At 40.3% G+C, this 19,281-nt stretch carries 19 protein-coding genes; 11 read left to right on the top strand and 8 right to left on the bottom strand.

Translation table 11 applies throughout. The annotated features are described in order from the left end of the window. The first annotated feature begins 1 nt into the window (after position 1). The 10 genes from L4C37_RS09295 to L4C37_RS09250 are packed head-to-tail and all read left to right on the top strand — an operon-like array spanning position 2 to position 9,452. Positions 2-1,153: a LegC family aminotransferase gene (locus L4C37_RS09295; protein WP_429768413.1), complete on the top strand. Its 1,152-nt coding sequence runs from the start codon at positions 2-4 to the stop codon at positions 1,151-1,153. Then, positions 1,153-2,151 (top strand): GNAT family N-acetyltransferase, encoded by a 999-nt coding sequence (locus L4C37_RS09290; RefSeq protein WP_429768412.1) that lies wholly within the window; start codon positions 1,153-1,155, stop codon positions 2,149-2,151. The genes L4C37_RS09295 and L4C37_RS09290 overlap by 1 nt, the downstream gene beginning before the upstream one ends. A 9-nt stretch (positions 2,152-2,160) precedes the next feature. After that, entirely contained in the window at positions 2,161-3,162 is a 1,002-nt protein-coding gene (gene neuB / locus L4C37_RS09285) for an N-acetylneuraminate synthase (RefSeq protein ID WP_273295666.1), read from the top strand. Beyond that, a complete protein-coding gene (gene neuC / locus L4C37_RS09280; RefSeq protein ID WP_429768411.1) occupies positions 3,162-4,325 on the top strand; it encodes a UDP-N-acetylglucosamine 2-epimerase in 1,164 nt (387 codons plus the stop codon). Before neuB ends, neuC begins: the two co-directional genes overlap by 1 nt. Continuing rightward, the gene (locus L4C37_RS09275; RefSeq protein WP_273295670.1) at positions 4,309-5,289 is read left to right on the top strand and encodes an aspartate aminotransferase family protein; all 981 of its coding nucleotides are present in this window, start codon (positions 4,309-4,311) and stop codon (positions 5,287-5,289) included. The genes neuC and L4C37_RS09275 overlap by 17 nt, the downstream gene beginning before the upstream one ends. After that, positions 5,282-5,773 carry a GNAT family N-acetyltransferase gene (locus L4C37_RS09270; RefSeq protein WP_273295671.1) on the top strand — a complete coding sequence of 164 codons (492 nt, stop codon included), beginning with the start codon at positions 5,282-5,284 and terminating at the stop codon, positions 5,771-5,773. The genes L4C37_RS09275 and L4C37_RS09270 overlap by 8 nt, the downstream gene beginning before the upstream one ends. Before the next feature lie 21 nt (positions 5,774-5,794). After that, positions 5,795-6,841: a nucleotidyltransferase family protein gene (locus tag L4C37_RS09265; protein WP_273295673.1), complete on the top strand. Its 1,047-nt coding sequence runs from the start codon at positions 5,795-5,797 to the stop codon at positions 6,839-6,841. A gap of 2 nt (positions 6,842-6,843) precedes the next feature. Then, positions 6,844-7,545, top strand: a complete 702-nt coding sequence (locus L4C37_RS09260) for an acylneuraminate cytidylyltransferase family protein (RefSeq protein ID WP_273295675.1) — start codon at positions 6,844-6,846, stop codon at positions 7,543-7,545. Further along, positions 7,538-8,500 (top strand): Gfo/Idh/MocA family oxidoreductase, encoded by a 963-nt coding sequence (locus L4C37_RS09255; RefSeq protein ID WP_429768410.1) that lies wholly within the window; start codon positions 7,538-7,540, stop codon positions 8,498-8,500. The genes L4C37_RS09260 and L4C37_RS09255 overlap by 8 nt, the downstream gene beginning before the upstream one ends. A 13-nt stretch (positions 8,501-8,513) precedes the next feature. Beyond that, positions 8,514-9,452, top strand: coding sequence for a Gfo/Idh/MocA family oxidoreductase (locus tag L4C37_RS09250; RefSeq protein WP_137374018.1), 939 nt, complete (start codon positions 8,514-8,516; stop codon positions 9,450-9,452). A 28-nt stretch (positions 9,453-9,480) separates the two neighbouring features. Here L4C37_RS09250 and L4C37_RS09245 read toward each other — a convergent pair whose 3' ends face one another. The 5 genes from L4C37_RS09245 to rfaD all read right to left on the bottom strand — a co-directional run bounded on the left by L4C37_RS09245 (position 9,481) and on the right by rfaD (position 14,892). Beyond that, positions 9,481-10,482, bottom strand: a complete 1,002-nt coding sequence (locus L4C37_RS09245; protein ID WP_429768409.1) for a hypothetical protein — start codon at positions 10,480-10,482, stop codon at positions 9,481-9,483. Between the two features lie 13 nt (positions 10,483-10,495). Continuing rightward, positions 10,496-11,755, bottom strand: a complete 1,260-nt coding sequence (waaA, locus tag L4C37_RS09240; protein ID WP_429768408.1) for a lipid IV(A) 3-deoxy-D-manno-octulosonic acid transferase — start codon at positions 11,753-11,755, stop codon at positions 10,496-10,498. Between the two features lie 5 nt (positions 11,756-11,760). After that, positions 11,761-12,822 carry a lipopolysaccharide heptosyltransferase II gene (gene waaF / locus L4C37_RS09235; protein ID WP_429768407.1) on the bottom strand — a complete coding sequence of 354 codons (1,062 nt, stop codon included), beginning with the start codon at positions 12,820-12,822 and terminating at the stop codon, positions 11,761-11,763. Then, positions 12,819-13,814 (bottom strand): lauroyl-Kdo(2)-lipid IV(A) myristoyltransferase, encoded by a 996-nt coding sequence (gene lpxM, locus L4C37_RS09230; RefSeq protein ID WP_429768406.1) that lies wholly within the window; start codon positions 13,812-13,814, stop codon positions 12,819-12,821. The genes waaF and lpxM overlap by 4 nt, the downstream gene beginning before the upstream one ends. Before the next feature lie 133 nt (positions 13,815-13,947). Continuing rightward, a complete protein-coding gene (gene rfaD, locus L4C37_RS09225) occupies positions 13,948-14,892 on the bottom strand; it encodes an ADP-glyceromanno-heptose 6-epimerase (protein WP_429768405.1) in 945 nt (314 codons plus the stop codon). Between the two features lie 275 nt (positions 14,893-15,167). Here rfaD and L4C37_RS09220 point away from each other — a divergent pair, with 275 nt between their 5' ends. Further along, a complete protein-coding gene (locus tag L4C37_RS09220; RefSeq protein ID WP_137374024.1) occupies positions 15,168-15,812 on the top strand; it encodes a TetR/AcrR family transcriptional regulator in 645 nt (214 codons plus the stop codon). Positions 15,813-15,858: 46 nt separating this feature from the next. Here the strand turns inward: L4C37_RS09220 and L4C37_RS09215 are convergent, their stop codons facing one another. From L4C37_RS09215 to gpsA, 3 genes are all read right to left on the bottom strand, one after another. Beyond that, on the bottom strand, positions 15,859-16,950 hold the full coding sequence (locus tag L4C37_RS09215; RefSeq protein WP_429768404.1) for a murein hydrolase activator EnvC family protein: 1,092 nt from the start codon (positions 16,948-16,950) through the stop codon (positions 15,859-15,861). A 181-nt stretch (positions 16,951-17,131) separates the two neighbouring features. Further along, the gene (cysE, locus tag L4C37_RS09210) at positions 17,132-17,953 is read right to left on the bottom strand and encodes a serine O-acetyltransferase (protein WP_137374129.1); all 822 of its coding nucleotides are present in this window, start codon (positions 17,951-17,953) and stop codon (positions 17,132-17,134) included. Between the two features lie 100 nt (positions 17,954-18,053). Next, complete coding sequence (gpsA, locus tag L4C37_RS09205; protein WP_429768403.1) at positions 18,054-19,118, bottom strand: NAD(P)H-dependent glycerol-3-phosphate dehydrogenase; 1,065 nt, start codon at positions 19,116-19,118, stop codon at positions 18,054-18,056. Positions 19,119-19,281 lie beyond the last annotated feature (163 nt).

Here is a 19,281-nt window from a genome sequence, read left to right as displayed (position 1 = left end):
TATGAAGCCTGCGTCTCTAGTTGAATTTGTCCGTGACATATATCAAACCGATGATTTTATTCCGCTGCATGCCCCTACATTTAATGGTAGCGAGCAAAAATACGTACAAGAAACCATTGAAAGTACTTTTGTTTCGAGCGTAGGGAAGTTTGTCGATCAGTTTGAACAAAATATTGAAGCGTACACGGGTACTCAAAAAGCAGTAGCAACCGTTAATGGCACTGCCGCACTTCACGCTGCACTTTACATGGCCGGTGTTCAAAGAGGGGATTTTGTCATTACTCAAGCCCTGACATTTGTGGCAACTTGCAATGCTCTTCATCACATGGGTGCTGAGCCGATTTTTGTTGATGTGTCTCCTATGAGCCTAGGTCTATGTCCTAAAGCGATGGATGAGTTCTTAACTGAGCACTGCCAAGTTGTAGAGTCAGGGTGTATTCATAAGAAAACGCAACGACCTGTGAGAGCTGTTGTGCCTATGCATACTTTTGGTCACCCCGTTGAACTTGATGAACTGCTGGCAGTTTGTCAAAAATGGAATATTGCATTAGTTGAAGATGCAGCCGAGAGTTTAGGCTCATTTTATAAAGGCAAACATACGGGTACTTTTGGTGATTTTGGTGCTGTGAGTTTTAACGGAAATAAAATTATTACAACTGGCGGTGGTGGTATGGTTTTATGTCGAACCCAAGAATTAGGGGCGAGAACTAAACATATTACTACGACAGCGAAAGTACCTCATCCGTATGAGTTTTATCATGACGAAGCTGGCTTTAATTATCGAATGCCGAATTTAAATGCCGCGCTCGGGTGTGCTCAAATGGAAGTCCTAGATCAATACTTAGCACAAAAGAGAGTGTTGGCGAATCGATACCATTCATTCTTTGAAAATAGTGATTTCCAATTTGTGGTTGAACCTGAATATGCCCAATCAAACTACTGGCTTAATGCATTGATTTGCCCATCAGCAGAGGCTCGTGACGAGCTACTTAAGCAGACGAATGACTCTGGAGTCATGACTCGACCAATTTGGCAGTTAATGCATCGTTTGCCAATGTTTAAAGATGTGCCGCGTGGTGATTTGACTCAATCTGAGCATATAGAAGCGCATTTGATTAATTTGCCAAGTAGCCCTGTACTGCTGGAGAAATGATGAGTACCCCAATAGTTAGCGACATTGAGTCTGATATTTACTACCAGAAAGAGTATTCAAATCTCTACCTAACGAGTGGTGATGGTGAGATTTTTGAATACACCTACGCAGAAGGTGATCTCTTTGTTAAGTTTCGAGCAATTAAACGCTTAATTGAAAATGTTGCTGGTGTGCAAGTTGAAGAAGAACTGTATGACCTTGAAACACCATATGGTTATGGTGGTCCGGTTTCTAACTCTAGCGATGAAGCATTCTTGCAAAAAGCTTTTGCTAGCTATAAACAGCATTGTAAAAATCAAAATATTGTCTGTGAGTTTATTCGCTTTCATCCATTTAATGCTATGGCGAGCCGAGGTGAATTATTCGATATGCACTTTGCTGAACGCCAAGTCGTTATTGTTGATTTGCAAAATTCAGATGAAGAAAGGCGTAAGCAATACTCAAAAACCACGCGTAATATTGTAAAAAGAACGATTAAACGCTTATCTGTCGATATTGACGTGAACACGGCTGATGATTTCATGTCGGTTTATTATCAAACGATGGAAAAAAATGCGGCGGATGATTTTTTCTTTTTCAAAAAAAATTACTTCACCGATCTTATGAAGCTCGATGGTGTTTCTCTAATTGGAACTCGATTAGAAGATGAATTAGCTGCCATCGGTTATTTTATGTGCGGAAAAGAAATTGCACATTATCATTTGTCTGCAAATAACCCCAACCTATCTAAAGAGAACGGCAACTACCTACTCCTAGATTCTGCTTTTGACTTAGCTAAGTCTAAGGGTTGTAAGTACATGATGCTTGGTGGGGGGAGAACATCATCTCCTGATGACAATTTATTCAAATTTAAATCAAAATTTTCGTCAACACATATGCCATTTTATATCTCTGGGTTAGATTTTATGCCAGAGAGGCGTGCTCACTTAAACTCTCTGTGGGTTAGCCAAAATAAAGATAAGCCATCACCTAAATTATTTCAGTTATATCGAGCTTAAGGGGAATTTATGAGCAACCATACTTTTATTATTGCTGAGGCTGGAGTTAACCATAATGGTGATATTTCTTTAGCTAAAGAATTGATTGATGCAGCAGCAGAGTCTGGTGTTGATGCGGTAAAATTCCAGACTTGGAAGACAGAGTTATTAGTAACTGAAGATGCTCAGATGGCTGAGTACCAGATTGATAATACAAAAAAAGTAGAGTCTCAGTTCCAAATGTTGAAAAGATTGGAATTGAGCTATGACGACTTTTCTGAATTGAAAGAATATTGTGAGTTAAAAGATATTCTGTTCATGTCGACTCCTGATGAAGAGCAGAGTGCTACGTTTTTGGATGACCTTCAAGATATCTTTAAGATCGGCTCTGGTGAGTTGACCAATACCCCTTTCCTCAGACACATTGCAAGTTTCGGGAAGCCAGTGATTTTATCTACTGGTATGGGATATTTATCTGAAGTTGAACATGCGGTATTCACTTTGCAGGAATCGGGGCTTTCTACTGATGCCATAACGGTTTTACACGCGACCACTGATTACCCTACAGCTCCAGAAGATGTAAACCTTAATGCAATGCTTACTATTGGTCGCTCATTTCCGGGTGTTACGGTGGGTTATTCGGATCATACATTAGGTATTGAAATCCCTGTGGCTGCAGTTGCAATGGGAGCGAAAGTGATAGAAAAACACTTTACGTTAGATAACACAATGGAAGGTCCGGATCATAAAGCTAGTTTAGAACCTGATGAATTGAACGCGATGGTTAAAGCGATTCGTAATATTGAAGTCGCTTTAGGCTCTGGTTGGAAAGTTCCAACACCAACAGAGCAGCAGAATAGAAACATTGTTCGTAAGAGTCTCGTAGCGGCTGGTGATATTGCTTGTGGAACGATTATCACGAGCGAGCACTTGGTAATTAAACGACCTGGTGATGGTATTTCGCCAACTCGCTGGGATGAAGTAGTTGGCTCTGTTGCTAAAAAAGACTACAAAGATGGAGAGTTAATCTAGTGCGTAAAGTTTGTGTTGTAACAGCAACAAGAGCTGAATATGGTCTGCTTAAATGTCTGATGGATGACATAAGAGTGGATGATGAACTACAGCTACAGGTTATCTCTACTGGAACACACTTATCTCCAGAGTTTGGTTTAACTAATCAACAAATCGAAGCCGATGGCTTCGCTGTCAGCAAGAAAATTGAAATCCTTCTGTCATCAGATACACCGATTGGTGTAAGCAAAAGTATGGGGCTTGCTCAAATTAGCTTTGCTGAGGCTTTCGATGAGCTAAAGCCTGACATAGTGCTTGTTTTAGGCGATCGATACGAATTAATCCCTATCGTGACGGCTGCAAATATTGCCCGAATCCCTGTTGCTCACCTTAGCGGTGGGGAGCTGACAGAGGGAGCTATTGATGAATTGATTCGTCATGCTCTGACAAAACTATCTCACCTTCATTTTACCGCTATGGATGAGTATTCCCGAAGAGTTATTCAAATGGGAGAGCAACCGGATAGAGTATTTAATGTTGGTGAAGTCGGGTTAGATAATTTACAAAGAATGACTTTACTCTCTCGTGAAGATTTTGAAGTAGCGATTGATTGTAAGCTTAAAACTAATAACTTGCTTATTACTTACCATCCAGAAACCACTCAAGAGATATCTGAAATTGAGAGCGATTTTATTCAGATTCTTCAAGCATTAGATGAAACTGAAGATACATTGCTTATTTTCACGAAAGCAAACGCTGATGTTGGTGGGCGTCTGATTAATAGAATGATTGATGATTACGTCGCTGAAAACAGTCATAAGGCAATTGCGTTTACATCTTTAGGTCAGCTTAGATATTTGTCCGCTCTACAGTATGTAGATGTCGTTGTTGGTAATTCTTCTAGCGGTATTGTCGAAGCTCCTTCTTTTAAAGTCGCTACTATTAATATTGGCGACCGACAAAAAGGTCGTGTTAGAGCGTCGAGCACGCTGGATGTTGATGTTTGTAAGAAAGGCATTCAGAAGGCGCTACGGTCTGTCTATACTGATGAATTTCAATCAAAGCTAAAAGACACTACAAACCCATATGGGCAAGGTGATAGTTCTCAAAAAGTCGTACAAGTTTTGAAGAATATCGAGTTGAAGAGCTTAAAATCAAAATTATTTTATGATGTCGAATACTAACTATGTATCTATGGGGGGAGAGCAAGAACTCTCTTCTCATGACTTGTTTTATGGGGTAACAAATAGTGGGCGCTCTTCATTGCGCTGGATTCTTGAATCTATGGATTTAAGAGGAAAGCGGGTGCTCGTGCCTGACTTTTTATGTCAGATCGTTCTTGATGTACTCAATGAATATGACATAGAACCGATATTCTACAATGTAGGCTCTGATTTCTCTTACGAAATAAATAACTCGGAAGCCCTTTGCGATGCTCTGTATGTTATTCGTTACTTTGGTGAAGATCCGGAGATTCTGAAAGCACCTTTAACGATGCCGACTATTATTGATGATGTTTTTGGCACTGAAGCGCCAACGTTAAGCGGAACTCAACCGTGGTGCTATTTTAACAGTTTAAGAAAAATTTCAGCGGTAGCGGATTATAGCCAAGTGGTATCTACTTTACCTTTAAGTGATGTTGATAAGGTTGAATTAACCAACTTCACTGAAGCTAAGTATGCTGCAAAAAATGCTAAATATAATTACATCAATAATGGTTTGGGTGAAGAAGGTGACTATTTAGACCTATTTGCAGACGGTGAATCTGTATTAAATGGTGCTGAATTAATTTATCAGCCAAGTGACATTGGCTTATATCACGCCTCAAATTTCTATCGAACAATTGAAGCTGAAACCCAAGTTCGTCGTCATAATTTGTCCTTAGCAAAACAATTATTGAAGCCATCTCAATATGTTGATATCTCACCTAAATTTCCAAGTTTTCTACCTTTGATTTTGGGAAATAGAGACAAAGTTAGGCGAGCCTTAATGAGTGAAGGTATTTTCCTTGCGGTGCATTGGCCTGAGACTGATCAAGTTCAAAATCCATTGTCTCGAAACATACTTTCTATTCCTCTCGACTCCCGATATAACCAACGTGATATCGAGCGTGTCTGCCACCTAATACAGGAGTTAGTCGATGAATAACCAATTTGTTTTAGAGTTGGCAAGTGAACCTGATTTTGATGCTTATTTAAGTCTTAAATCAGAGCCTGCAAATATCTATTGGTCTGGTTTTGAAGAGGCTCCTAATGCAAGTAAGCTTTTTAGCCATTTTCAAATGGCAATTAACAGTACGACAAGAGATATTTATTTACTCAAAACCACTGACTTGGTTGTAGGTTACCTATATGTCGATCATTTACCGAAAGATAAAACGGTTGAACTGGCATACGGTGTGTCTGAATATCAGTCGGGTAAAGGTTTAGCTAAAGTTATGATTTCACTTGGCTTAGAGAGAGTTGCTGCTGAGTTTTCTACGCAAGTCGCTTGGATTGCGGAATCTAATATTCCTTCAATTAAGACAATTCAAGCACTTGGCTTTGAAAGTACCTCTGATATTGAATATAGAGCTCTCGCACAATTCACCGATAAAGTGAAGTTTGTAAAATTTTCCCGAAATAACAAATAGCAAATAATAAAGGGTCAGTCTATGAGCCATAACTGGAAAAAAATCCTAGTATCACCAAGTGAAACTGTTCGTAGTGTCTTGAAGATTATCGATCAGCAGGCGCTTAAACTCGCGATAGTAGTTGGTGAAGATGATCAGCTGCTTGGTACTGTAAGTGATGGTGATATTCGTAGAGCTATCTTGAGCGATGCATCTCTAGAAGATGATATCTCAACTGTAATGTATCGTCAGCCAACCACTGCTGATGTAGGTATGACGCGAGAAAGCCTTTTAGGACTAATGGAAAAAAAGGAGTTGCATGCAATTCCAATTTTGAACAATGGTCAAGTGGTTGGGTTAGAAACATTACATGGGTTACTGCAGAAAACACAATACGACAATCCAGTATTCCTCATGGCTGGCGGCTTTGGAACGCGATTAAAGCCGTTAACAGATAAATGCCCTAAACCTTTACTTAAAGTGGGTGAAAGACCGATCCTTGAAACCGTTATATTGAGTTTTATCCGCTCAGGTTTTACTAATTTCTATATTTCTACTCACTATCTACCCGAAATGATTCATGCGGCTATTGGTGATGGCTCTAAGTGGGGAGTTAATGTTCAATATATTCATGAAGATACCCCATTAGGTACTGGAGGTGCATTAGGCTTGTTACCTGATGATCTGCCTGATCTACCGGTTATTGTTATGAACGGCGACGTCTTGACTAAAATCAACTTTGAAGAACTGCTTTCGTTTCATACTAAGCAAAACTCAAAAGCGACGATGTGTGTTAGAGAGTTTGATTACCAAGTTCCTTTTGGTGTGGTTGAGGCTGAAGATAATAAAATCACAGGGCTTGTTGAGAAACCAACCTATCGTTTCCATGTGAACGCGGGTATTTATGTTATTGATAAGGAAATCGTTGCTGATGTTGCTAAGAATGAATATCTGGATATGCCAGCTCTTTTTGAGTCTTTAATTGATAATAATGCGCATGTATTTCCGTTCCATGAATATTGGCTAGATATTGGAAGAATGGATGATTTTAAACGTGCTCAGGTTGATATTCTTACATTGGGTTTATAAGCATGAAAATTTTAGCGATAGTTCCAGCTAGAGGTGGTAGTAAGAGGCTACCTCGTAAAAATATTAAAGTTTTAAATGGAAAACCGCTCATTCAGTGGTCGATTGAGTCTGCGCTAGGTAATAAAGACATCAGTAAAGTGATGGTAAGTACTGATTGCCAGGAAATTGCTGATATAGCATTACAAGCTGGTGCAGAAGTACCTTTTATACGACCAGATAGCTTAGCAACAGATACAAGTTCTAGCTCTGATGTTATTCGACATGCTCTTGATCACTATAAAGAAAAAGGGGAGGTTTTTGATTTTGTTTTATTGTTACAACCAACTTCTCCCATTCGTAACGCTATACATAATGAGAAAGCGATAAATCTTCTGAAAGATAAAAAAGCGGATGCAGTAGTATCGGTTTGTGAATGCGATCACTCCCCTTTATGGAGTAACACCTTGCCTTCGGATTTGGCAATGGATCATTTCATTAAAGACGAAATAAAGAACACAAGAAGCCAAGATTTACAGCCATATTATCGTTTGAATGGGGCTATTTATCTTGCGAAAGTGAGTCGTTTTTATGAAGAGGATTCTCTATTTTTATCTTCAAACATTTACGCTTATTTAATGGATAATGAAAGTTCTGTAGATATCGACCACGAGTTAGATTTCTTATTAGCAGAAACAGTTTTGAAGTATAAGGAAAAACATGCATAACATTTTAATTATTGGTGCGGGGCAACTAGGTAGTCGACATTTACAAGGTGCACTTCTTAGTCCAAATGAACTGAAAATTACAGTTATTGATCCGTCTTCAGAGTCATTGAATATTGCAAAGGAAAGAGCTGGGCAAGTCGAGTACGGCAATAAGAATTCTACAGTCAGCTATAGCAATGAATTACCTCTGAATGAAAACGTAGACGTGTGCATTATCGCTACAGCTGCTCAAGTGCGCGCTGCTGTGACAAAACAATTGCTTGATAAAAATCAAGTGGAGCATATTGTCTTTGAAAAGGTTCTATTTCAAAAAATTGCTGATTATTCTGAGATATCAGCTCTGCTTGCTGATACATCAACGACGGGGTGGGTAAATTGCCCTAGACGTTTATTCCCAACGTATACAGCTTTGAAACAGCAATTAGATACATCTAAGCCAATCAATATGGTCGTTGACGGTCATGCTTGGGGAATGGCTTGTAACAGTGTTCATTTCCTTGATGTCTTTGCTTTTCTAGCGGAAAACTCAACGTTAGAGCTTGTTGAATCAAAGTTAGATTCTGAACTTATTGAGAGTAAGCGTGTTGGCTTTTATGAAACGACGGGTCAATTGTCATTTACAGCGGGTAATCACACATTAACGATACAAAGTGGTCAAGAAGAGACACCTCAGTTGTCAGTATCTTTGGTTAACGGAGATACTCGCTTTGTAGTTAATGAAGTTGAAGGTGTTTGGACTAAATCTCAGGGTGAAAATACAGAGCAATTTACCCATAAGCCATTATTCCAGAGTCAGTTAACAGGTGGCACTGTTGATCAGCTACTTAGCTCTAATACATGTGGGCTAACACCTTTTGAACAGTCATGTAATTTGCATGTGCCTTTCATTAACGCATTACTTGTTCACATGTCAGCAGTTCTTGAGAAAGAATTAGATGCATGCCCTATTACCTAACTGAGGATAAAAAATGATTTGGTTAATTGGCTCAGGCCTCATGTCTGTAGATTATGCGAAAGTTCTAGAAGCGCAAAAGCATGACTATATCGTTATTGGCCGTGGTGAAGCTTCTGCTGAAGAGTTCACAAATAAAACGGGCAAAGAGGTAGTTCAGGGCGGGTTGAATTCGTTTTTAGATTCAAAGCCTGAATTAGCGGAGACGGCAATTGTTAGTGTAGGTGTTGCACAATTATTTGAAACGACGTTAAAACTTATTGAGAGCGGTGTAAAACAAATCTTGGTTGAGAAACCAGGAGGAATGACACTTGCGGAAATTACGACTCTACAAGAACGCAGTGAAGAGCTTGCTTGTAAGGTTTACATTGCTTATAACCGCCGTTTCTTTTCCTCTGTGCTTGCTGCAAGAGAAAAAATTGCAGAAGAAGGCGGCGTGACTTCTTTTAATTTTGAGTTAACTGAATGGGCTCATGTAATTGAGAAAATAGATAAGCCATTAGATGTTTTGAATAAATGGTTCTTAGCAAACTCTACCCATGTTGCCGATTTAGCGTTTTACCTTGGTGGTAAACCGAAAGAGCTTGCTAGCTTTACTCAAGGTAGCCTTGAATGGCACCCTTCATCTTCTGTATTTTCGGGTGCCGGAATCAGTGAAGGTGGTGCATTGTTTAATTACGCTGCTAACTGGGAATCGGCTGGTCGATGGTCAGTGGAAGTATTAACGAAAGAGAATCGTTATGTTTTCCGCCCTATGGAGGCGCTACAGGTACAAAAGAGGGGAACAATTCCTTGTATAAACGTTGAGGTTGATAACTCTTTAGATCAAGAGTTTAAGCCCGGCTTGTATAAGCAAGTTGAAGCCTTTTTATCTGGTGATGATGCACTGTTATGCAGTATTGAAGAACAACTTATACTATTTCCTAGCTACGAGAAAATGGCTGGTTATCTTTAATAAAAAAGCCCTGCTAAGCAGGGCTTTTTTACATTTGAACATTAGGAATGGCTATTTTTTCAAAAAGCTTATGGATCACTGTATAGCTTTCTTGCCTGGTTTCATTTATTCCTTTGCCTGATGGAATTATGTTGAACACTGGAACATCTGGGTAGAGGACAGAGATGCTGTATTGAGCATTAGAGTAAGTACCGTAAAGGGCTGATAATTTGATGTCTTTATCTAATAGCTCAACTTCTAATGGTAGTGTTGAGTTATGGTACTGAATGTTAGGCATCTTTTTAAGTGAATCGGCAACTTCTGGTAGTTCAGTACGATGCGGGAAGTAAAGTATCTTGTTATCGACATGCTGCATAAACTGAGTGACTTCTTCCAAGTACGTTTCTATGCACTTACCATTTTTTCCGCCAACGGCACCATGTCCTAAAAAGCCAGCGGGGGCATCTTTGTTGAAAACCTTGGTGTTCCCATATTTTTCTTTAAGAGCTAGAAAATGATTCTTTTTGCTAGGGTGTATAGGGTCTAGTAATTCAAATATTGAAAATATCTCAAAGTTTTTGAAATGCCCCATTTTACCAATGGGAGTTAAACCTTGTAGACGGATTAGTAAGTCTTGTAGGAACCTTGGTCTATAGAATACTTTCTCATCTCTTATATACTGCTCATATTCAAAAACTGTCGTTGTTCCATCATCAAAATATACTTCTCGTGAAAAGGTCATATTTCTACGAATTAGCTTTGTTCTCCATGCGTTGTATTCAGCATAGAAAAAACTATCAAAGTTCGAACTGCCATTGTTGATCTTGATAGCTTGTTTAATGGCTTTAGGAACATTTAAAGTACGTTGGTGTCTTTCTACCCAAATAACATGATCCCAATCTTCAGAGCAAAAAATTTTATTTAGTTGGCTAATGCCGGGTTCTCTATTTTGCTTTACAAGAAAAAGGATGTTGTTTTTGGTGTTGTAAGCAGCTCTAGCTTCATTTGCACAAATGTACTGGAATGGTGATGTTGCAACAAAAATATTCATAAATATGGAACCCCTAAAGATAGCTAAGTACTTTACTTAAGCTTCCTTGGTTTTTATTTAAATAATGAAGTGCTCGGGATGTTTGAGTTTTTCTGATTTGTGAATCAGTCAATAAAAGCAGAGTCGAACTTATCAAGGTACTTTCAGTCGTAATTATTATTGCCTGTTCTGATTCTAAATCGTGGACAATTTCCTTGAAGTTAAAATAACTAGGACCTGTAATGACAGGTACGCTTAAAATCGCAGGTTCAAGAACATTATGCCCTCCAACTTTATCGCCAACTAAGCTTCCTCCCATGAAACACACATCAGCAGCCCCAATGAGTTTCAGCATTTCTCCCATCGTATCACCAACATAAACTTGAGTGTCATTCGTGGTTGTTTCTTGGGATGTTCTTGTTACGCTTTGAAAACCGAGGCTTCCACATAAAGTGAAGGCTTCTTTAAAGCGTTCAGGGTGTCTGGGAACCAAAATAAGCAAAGCATCTGGAAGGGATGTTAAAATAGTCTTATGAGCCGATAAGATTTTTTCATCTTCACCTTTGTGTGTACTCGCTGCTATCCATACCGGGCGCTTTGAGCCTAAATCATTTCGTAAAGCCTTACCTTCTTCAATCACTGCTGGCGAGACTTTTATATCAAGCTTTATTGAACCGGTTATATCAAGCTTATCTTGTGGGATGCCGAGTCGCTTGAATCTGTCTGCATCGGCTTGAGATTGGCATAGTACTTTATTTAGATTTGGGTGGATTTGGTTGAATAAAGCCTGAACTTTTGCGTAATTACGGCAGGATTTTTCAGATAGACGAGCATTGACGACAATGATTGGAATGTTGGCTGTATGAACGGCTTGTAAAGTGTTAGGCCACAACTCTGTCTCAATGATTAACATTTTCTCAGGTTGTATAGCGCGGATAAAGCCTTTAACCGCAAAGCTAAAGTCGATCGGCATATAGCGATGCTCAACTAAACCTCCCAGCTTTTGAATTTCTTGAGCGCCAGTGCTCGTCGTTGTTGTTACAACAATAGTCTGTTCTGGGTTTTGCTCTTTCAAGGCTTTGATCAGCGGAATCGCAGCGATTGACTCTCCGACAGAAACGGCGTGAATCCACAGAGGCTTACTTTTAGCTGAGCTGAGCTGGGTAGTAATACCAAAGTGCTCTTTCCAGCGAGAACCAAACTTAGGTTTATTTGGTTTGCTTTTATATAACCCTAAAAGAAGAAAGGGCGCAGCTAGACATAGGATAAGAGTATATAAAGTGCGAATAAACATATGACCTAAGGCACCTCAATAACGGCAATCGATTCTAACTTTCGAATACTATCAATGACTGAGATAGGCGTAAGCTCTGTTAAGCATTTTAAATGTTTAAATTCACATTCACGCTTGAAGCAAGGACGGCAATCAATGTCAGTATGAACAATATCGACATTCTTAGCCAAAGGTGGTGTGTACTTCGGTGATGTTGAACCATATACCGCCACCACATTACAGCCAACAGCCGCTGCAACGTGCATCAAACCTGAGTCATTACTGATAACGGTTTGGCAGGCTCCAAGCAAATCCACTGCTTCAATTAAGCTGGTTTGCCCGGCAAGTACATGGATTTGTGAATGAAATTGCTCAGGTACTTTTTGTTTTATTCCATTGCAGGTATCAACGTCTTTTTGTGAACCAAACAGCCAGATATGGCGACCTTGCTTACACATGGTATGTGCAACTTCTGCATAATGATTTTCAGGCCACTTCTTAGCTGGACCAAACTCTGCACCTGGGCATAAACCAATGATGTCAGTTGAGTGAGTTAACTGAAATTTTTGTATGGTGTTCCGCTGTAATTCAGAATCTATAGATAGGTTCGGTTTTGGAAGCGTTTCTAAACCGCCTAATGATTCCGAGCCTACCATGATTTTCTTAGGGTGAGCTAAAGCGACATATCGCTCAACCATGTATTGGAAAGCTTTCTTATTGGGGCGTAAATCATTTAATAGACCATAGCGCATTTCGCCTTTCCAGCCGGTACGGTTTGGAATGTCAGCGAACCAAGGAATAAGAGCAGATTTAGCAGAGTTTGGGCAGATAAAAGCATGAGTGTAGTTTTCACGCTTTAGCTGTTTACCCAAAGCTCTGCGGCCTAAAAAGTTAAAATCGCCATGACCAAGTGGCATTTCAATCGCTTGGTTAACTTCAACCATGCGCTCTAAGATAGGCTTACACCATGCCGGTGCCATCACATCGATAATGCAGTCAGGATCTTGCTGCTTTAGGGTTGTGTATAGGGCTTGAGACATCACCATATCACCAACCCAAGATGGACCGATTACTAAAATCTTCTTCATCGTTTATAGCCTGCCATCCAGTTTTTTTCATTATTATACGGTGACGCAAAACTTTTTGGATCTTCTTGCGTATGAAGAAATTTTAGAACCCACATGTATTGTTCTGGTGTTTTGTTTAGCTCACTTTCAATGTACGCATTCATTCTTCGAGTGTCGATATGCTCATCAGCGGAAGGGTAGTCTTCCCATGCTGGGCTAATATTTATTATGTACTTCCCCGATTCAGCATCGAACCCTGAAAAGACTGGGATGATTTTTGCACGGCTGACTTTCGACAATTTGCCTAAGCCAGGCAGTGTTGCTTTTGGAATATTGAAGAAGTCGACAAAGATACTATGATCGCGCCCATGATCTTGATCGGGTAGGTAGTAACCTAAGTAACCATCACGTACTGATTTGATAAAAGGTTTAATGCCATTATCACGCTCGTAGACTCTACCGCCATATTGAACGCGTTGGCGATGCATTAGCCAGTCCATTACTGGGTTTTTTTGTCTTTTTGCCATAGCAGATACCGGCAGGTCATGTGAAGCGAGTACAACTGCTGGAATATCAATCCCCCAAGTATGGGGCACGAGTAAAATTGCCTTACTGCCACTATCTAGAGTTTCTTGTAAATGCTCCATACCGTTGATAGTTGTATTGTTTTGTAGCCATTTAGCACTGCGTAGAGTCAAGCTTGCAAAGCTAAGTAGGAAGGTTCCTGCCGTTACAAGCGTTTTCTCTAAGAGTGCTTTTATTTCTTGCTCTGATTTATCCGGAAAGCAAACTGAAAGGTTTACCCAAGCGTTATTGATGGTTCTGCTCGGTTTGTTAATCAGCATTCGAGCGAGCTTGGTCGCAATGAATAGTTTTGCTTTATGAGGAAATAGCGCGAGCGGGAGACCAACCAGAACAATTAGCCATGTTCCCCAAAATTTAGGGGCAAGAAAAGACCACTCAAACGTTGGGTTATAGGCGTTAGGGTCAAAATCATCGCGTTTATCTGTCATATTAACTCGATCTGGATTAGTGAATTTATCTGGTTGCTAAAGCAAGAAAGGGAAGGTTGGTATCGCTTAGAGCATATGGCTTGGAAGTACAAAAATAATATAGCCCCAAGTGACTCACTTAGGGCTGTACTTTTTAAGCTGGGTTTTGAATTTTCATGTATTCAGCAACACCCGCAGACACGGTTTTGAATTCAATATCACAACCTGCTGCACGTAATTTTGTTAGATCGGCTTGAGTAAACTCTTGGTAAGCACCTTTTAGGTGTTCAGGGAATGGAATTGTCTCAATTTCCCCTTTGCCGTGGTGCTTAATTACCGCTTTTGCGACTTCTTGGAATGATTCCGCATTACCTGTACCTAGGTTGAAAATGCCAGAAACGCCATTTTCTAAGAACCATAAATTTACGGCAGCTACGTCACCAACGTACACAAAATCACGTCTGAATGTTTCGCTACCTGCAAATAGTTTAGGGTTTTCGCCGGCATTCATTTGATTGTTCAAATGGAAGGCTACAGAAGCCATGCTACCTTTATGTTCTTCATGTGGTCCGTATACATTGAAGTAGCGGAATCCTGTAATTTGAGAAAGAGTTTCGTTGTGCGCTGCAGCATCGGCTTGGAAGCGGCGAACATAATTATCAAACTGTTGCTTAGAATAACCGTAAACGTTGAGTGCGCCTTCGTATTCTTTCTCTTCAATGAAGGTATCCGTTTCACCGTAAGTTGCAGCAGAAGAGGCATATAAGAATGGGATTTGTCTTTCAACACAGTAATGAAGTAACTCTTTTGAGTATTCATAGTTGTTGAGCATCATGTATTTCCCGTCCCACTCAGTCGTTGCTGAGCAAGCACCTTCGTGGAAAATAGCTTCAATATGACCGAAATCATCACCGGCCATTACCTGAGTAAGGAAATCATCGCGATCCATATAATCAGTGATATCTAGATCAACAAGGTTTTTGAATTTTTTACCATTCTTAAGGTTGTCCACTACAAGGATATCGTTATGGCCTGCCTCGTTGAGTGCCTTAACAATATTGCTGCCAATCATGCCAGCACCGCCAGTTACGATGATCATAATTCTCTTACTCTTTTTGAATACAAAACTATCGCGAGTATAGCAAGTAATGAATAAAACGGGCTAGTGGAATCATGCCTTAACATTAAGTTGCAGATATCGCGTATTTGCATTCCTTCTTCGTGAGGTATGTTCTCTCTTAATTAGTTTGACTGAGTAGAGGTAGCGACTGATCTGATCACTGCCTATTCTATTGCTCCAGCATTTCTGTCGCTCGATCTATCTGTGTAGTATCTATATACTGATTTCCAAACAGATAGGGATACTGATAGATAATGAAAACACGAGACAAGATTGTTTACGCGGCTTTGGAATTATTTAACGAGCATGGTGAGCGTAGTATTACGACGAATCATATTGCTGAACATATTGAAATTAGCCCTGGTAACTTGTACTACCACTTCCGCAATAAACAAGAAATTGTTCGTGATATTTTTGCTCTATATTCAGCGGAGCTACTTGAACGTTTTACTCCTATTCAAGGACAACAAGAAAGCTTGACCTTATTAAGGCATTATCTTGATTCTATTTTCACCTTAATGTGGAAGTACCGTTTTTTCTACGCGAACCTACCTGAAATTCTTTCAAGAGATGAACAGCTTCATTTGGAATATATGGCTGTTCAAGAAAAGCTACAGGCGAACCTTGTGGATATTATGAGAGCGTTTGTTGATTTGAAGTTATTAGTGATTTCTGAACAAGAAATGAAGCCAATGGTGACGTCTTTACACATAATTGCGTCGAGCTGGTTAGCTTATCAGTCTGCCATGTCACCTAAGGCGAAAATTACAGAGCAAGTGGTGCATCAGGGAATGTTGCATATGATTGCAGTTGTGAAGCCGATAGCCACAACTCAAGGTGTGGAAGAGTTAACATTGCTTGAAGATGGTGTTAAAGCCCTTAACTCTCGAACAAAGTAGAGCGAAGTTGAGTGAAAGCTATGCAAGATAGCTTTCACTGTAATTTTTATCTCACTAACCAGCGCTTAGGGTTTTGAGCTTGGCTATTTCGGCGAATTTCAAAATAGAGGGAAGCACGGCTTTGCCCGCCAGTATCACCGGCTAACGCTATCGCTTCTCCTGCTTTTACTTTATCCCCTTCTTTTTTGAGCAACGCTTGGTTGAAGCCATAAAGGGTCATATCACCTTTACCGTGGTCGAGTAGCACAACAAGACCATAACCTCTTAAGTATTCTGCAAATACCACTGTCCCAGAGTAAATGGACTTCACCTGCTGGCCATATTGAGCATTAATGACCATGCCTTTCCAGTTAACTTGCCCTGTTTGCTGTGAGCCGTAGCTATGTAAGACTCTGCCTTTAATTGGCCATGGCAGTTTACCTTTGCGTTTGGCTAAACCATCCATAGGAATAGCATTGCGCTTTTCGAGTGCCGCTTTTTTAGCTTTGGCTATTTCGGCTTTTAATCGAGTTTCATTGCGCTGCAATTCCGCTAGGTAATTTTTATCCCCTGAGATACTTTTCTTGATACTGCCGACGGTAGTTTTACGTTTAGACTGAGTCTTGGCTAATTGATCTCTTTTACTCGTTTGTTCTTTGAGTAACTTGGTAATTTGGATTTGTTCTAACTGTCTTTGTTTCCGGCTTTCTTGAAGTGCTATTTGAGTTTTTTCAATGCTCTTAATAGTAGTGGATCGTGCTTTAGCTAGATGTTGGTAATACTGGCTGATGCGATCTTCTTCAACACCGGTATTAAGAATATCGGAAGGTGCTTTGGCTCTTCGCGTCATATAATAAGTTTGAATCAGCTGTTCGAGTTTCTCTGACTGCACTTGTTTTTGTGAAGAGAGTTCTGCAATGTTTTTTGTGAGTAGATCTAGGTTAGCGTTAGCGGTAAGCAGTTTCTTCTTGGTTTCTTTGATCTCTTTTTCTTGTGAAATAATCGAGAGTTCTTGTTTTTTAAGACTATTTTGAAGGTTGTCTAATTTCTTCTGTTGTGATGTTAAATCTTTCTTTTGGCGGGATATTTCGCCTTTAACACCTTTAAGTTCATTTTGGGATGCAGCCCAACTAGTTGTGGAAAGAGAGCCAAAAGTCATAACTAAGACTAGAAGCAGATTCAACTTTGATCGGTGTAGTAGAGCTGGTTGAGGGCTTTGAAATAAAGGGAATAGAGATTTGTACGCAGTAGAAAAAAGCCTTATAGAATAAATAAGGCTTTCAGTGAAAGAGTTAAGCAAAGTGCTATTGGTGTCTCTCATTACAAAATACTCATTGCGCTTAGATGCCATCACCATAAATGAAATTTTGCGAACGACCGTTAAAAGCTTGATCCATATCGAGTGATGGCTTGTCCGTTTTAGGCTTACCAACAATTTTTGCAGGAACACCGGCTACCGTTGTATGAGGTGGGACTGGCTGAAGTACTACTGAGCAGGAGCCAATCTTTGCGCCTTCACCGACTTCGATGTTGCCTAGGATCTTAGCCCCAGCTCCAATCATTACACCTTCACGAATTTTAGGGTGACGGTCGCCGCCTTCTTTTCCTGTTCCGCCTAATGTCACGTCTTGCAAAATAGAGACGTCATTTTCGACAACAGCCGTTTCACCGATCACAATTCCTGTGGCATGGTCGAGCATGATGGCTTTACCAATACGAGCGGCCGGGTGGATATCTACTTGGCAAGCCACTGATATTTGATTTTGCAGATAGGTCGCTAATGCAATTCGACCTTGCTTCCATAACCAGTTGGCAACGCGGTAACCTTGCAAAGCGTGATAGCCTTTCAAGTACAGTAATGGCATTGAATACATTTCTACTGCAGGGTCGCGCATTACCGTCGCGCAGATGTCACATGCCGCCGCATCAATAATACTTTGATCTTGTGCGAATGCTTGCTCAACCACTTCTCTTACTGCCATTGCTGGCATTGAGGCTGTTTTTAATTTATTAGCAAGAATATAACTTAGCGCAGCACCTAGGCTTTCATGATTTATGATCGTGGCGTGATAAAAGCTAGCAAGCATAGGTTCTTGCTCTGATTGCTTACGAGCTTCACGGACAATGCACTGCCATACTTTTTGTTGTTCACAATGTTTCATCATTATTTCCTAGATCTGACCATCATCCATTATTAGTCGAAACTACGCCGTCTTTATTGCTGATGTATTAAGTTTAAGTCAATCGCATATATCTTTAAAATTAACGCTCTGATTTTTTATCACGCGCAAGTAAATCTTGTGCCGCTAATCGAGCATCTTTCCCTTGATACAATACTTGATAAATTTGTTCAACAATAGGCATTTCCACGCCCATTCTTTCAGAAAGTAACCAGACTTCTTTTGTATTTCTATAGCCTTCTACCACTTGCCCAATTTCTTCTTGAGCAGTGTCGACATCTTTACCTGAGCCTAACGCTAAACCAAAACGGCGATTACGAGATTGGTTGTCAGTACAAGTCAGTACCAAATCACCTAAGCCAGCCATACCCATGAAAGTCTCTGGTTGAGCCCCAAGAGCAACGCCTAAGCGAGTCATTTCAGCTAATCCGCGAGTAATCAGTGCAGTACGAGCGTTAGCACCGAAGCCAATTCCGTCAGACATGCCTGCACCTATGGCGATGACATTCTTAACGGCTCCGCCTAATTGCATCCCCGTAAAGTCAGAGTTTGCATAAACACGGAATGTTTTACTGCAGTGGATCTTTTCTTGGAGATCTTCAACAAATTGGTCATCAGGGGAAGCGACAGAAATTGCGGTAGGCATGCCCATTGCGAGTTCTTTGGCAAATGTTGGTCCGGAAAGAACGGCTAAAGAATATTTATCACCCAGCATGTCGTTGGCAACGTCTTTTAAAAGGCGCCCAGTTTCAGGTTCTAACCCTTTGGTTGCCCAACAAATACGTGATTCGCTTGTAAGGAAAGGTTTTACGCTGTTTAGAACTAGACCAAATACGTGGCTTGGAACTACGATTAATAAATCACGGCTAGATGAAACGGCTTTCTCAAGATCTGATTCGATAATTAGGCTTTCTGGGAAATCAATGCCAGGTAAGAACTCATGGTTAGCACGATCTTCATCAAGCTGTGCCATGTGTTTTGGATCGTGTCCCCACAATACAACATTAGCTCCGTTACGAGCTAAGGAGATAGCCAAAGATGTTCCGTAAGATCCGGCACCGATCACTGTCATGGCTATCTCTTGACCATAAGCGTTGGTCGCTGCGCTAGTTTTTGTAGAGTCATCTCGGGGAGTTGTATTTGTCATGCTTCCACCTGAAAGTGATTAAGAAACGAGAAGAGTGTTACTGAGTATAAATAAAAAATGCACATCGCATCTAGATGTTAAGACGCTTTGTGCATTTTAATTTGCTATATATTTTCAGAAGGCGGAGGCGCAACTTATTTATATAACAGCTTATTTGAATAAC

Source organism: Vibrio kagoshimensis, assembly GCF_050337535.1.
GTDB classification, from domain to species: domain Bacteria; phylum Pseudomonadota; class Gammaproteobacteria; order Enterobacterales; family Vibrionaceae; genus Vibrio; species Vibrio gallaecicus.
This window is presented reverse-complemented; position numbering and strand designations above follow the sequence as displayed.

Bases quoted from the DNA above. Each gene is read 5' to 3' on its own strand.
- L4C37_RS09295 (WP_429768413.1), top strand. From the start codon at position 2: ATGAAGCCTGCGTCTCTAGTTGAATTTGTCCGTGACATATATCAAACC.
- L4C37_RS09290 (WP_429768412.1), top strand. From the start codon at position 1,153: ATGAGTACCCCAATAGTTAGCGACATTGAGTCTGATATTTACTACCAG.
- neuB (WP_273295666.1), top strand. From the start codon at position 2,161: ATGAGCAACCATACTTTTATTATTGCTGAGGCTGGAGTTAACCATAAT.
- L4C37_RS09275 (WP_273295670.1), top strand. From the start codon at position 4,309: ATGATGTCGAATACTAACTATGTATCTATGGGGGGAGAGCAAGAACTC.
- L4C37_RS09270 (WP_273295671.1), top strand. From the start codon at position 5,282: ATGAATAACCAATTTGTTTTAGAGTTGGCAAGTGAACCTGATTTTGAT.
- L4C37_RS09265 (WP_273295673.1), top strand. From the start codon at position 5,795: ATGAGCCATAACTGGAAAAAAATCCTAGTATCACCAAGTGAAACTGTT.
- L4C37_RS09260 (WP_273295675.1), top strand. From the start codon at position 6,844: ATGAAAATTTTAGCGATAGTTCCAGCTAGAGGTGGTAGTAAGAGGCTA.
- L4C37_RS09255 (WP_429768410.1), top strand. From the start codon at position 7,538: ATGCATAACATTTTAATTATTGGTGCGGGGCAACTAGGTAGTCGACAT.
- L4C37_RS09250 (WP_137374018.1), top strand. From the start codon at position 8,514: ATGATTTGGTTAATTGGCTCAGGCCTCATGTCTGTAGATTATGCGAAA.
- L4C37_RS09245 (WP_429768409.1), bottom strand. From the start codon at position 10,482: ATGAATATTTTTGTTGCAACATCACCATTCCAGTACATTTGTGCAAAT.
- waaA (WP_429768408.1), bottom strand. From the start codon at position 11,755: ATGTTTATTCGCACTTTATATACTCTTATCCTATGTCTAGCTGCGCCC.
- waaF (WP_429768407.1), bottom strand. From the start codon at position 12,822: ATGAAGAAGATTTTAGTAATCGGTCCATCTTGGGTTGGTGATATGGTG.
- lpxM (WP_429768406.1), bottom strand. From the start codon at position 13,814: ATGACAGATAAACGCGATGATTTTGACCCTAACGCCTATAACCCAACG.
- rfaD (WP_429768405.1), bottom strand. From the start codon at position 14,892: ATGATCATCGTAACTGGCGGTGCTGGCATGATTGGCAGCAATATTGTT.
- L4C37_RS09220 (WP_137374024.1), top strand. From the start codon at position 15,168: ATGAAAACACGAGACAAGATTGTTTACGCGGCTTTGGAATTATTTAAC.
- L4C37_RS09215 (WP_429768404.1), bottom strand. From the start codon at position 16,950: ATGACTTTTGGCTCTCTTTCCACAACTAGTTGGGCTGCATCCCAAAAT.
- cysE (WP_137374129.1), bottom strand. From the start codon at position 17,953: ATGAAACATTGTGAACAACAAAAAGTATGGCAGTGCATTGTCCGTGAA.
- gpsA (WP_429768403.1), bottom strand. From the start codon at position 19,118: ATGACAAATACAACTCCCCGAGATGACTCTACAAAAACTAGCGCAGCG.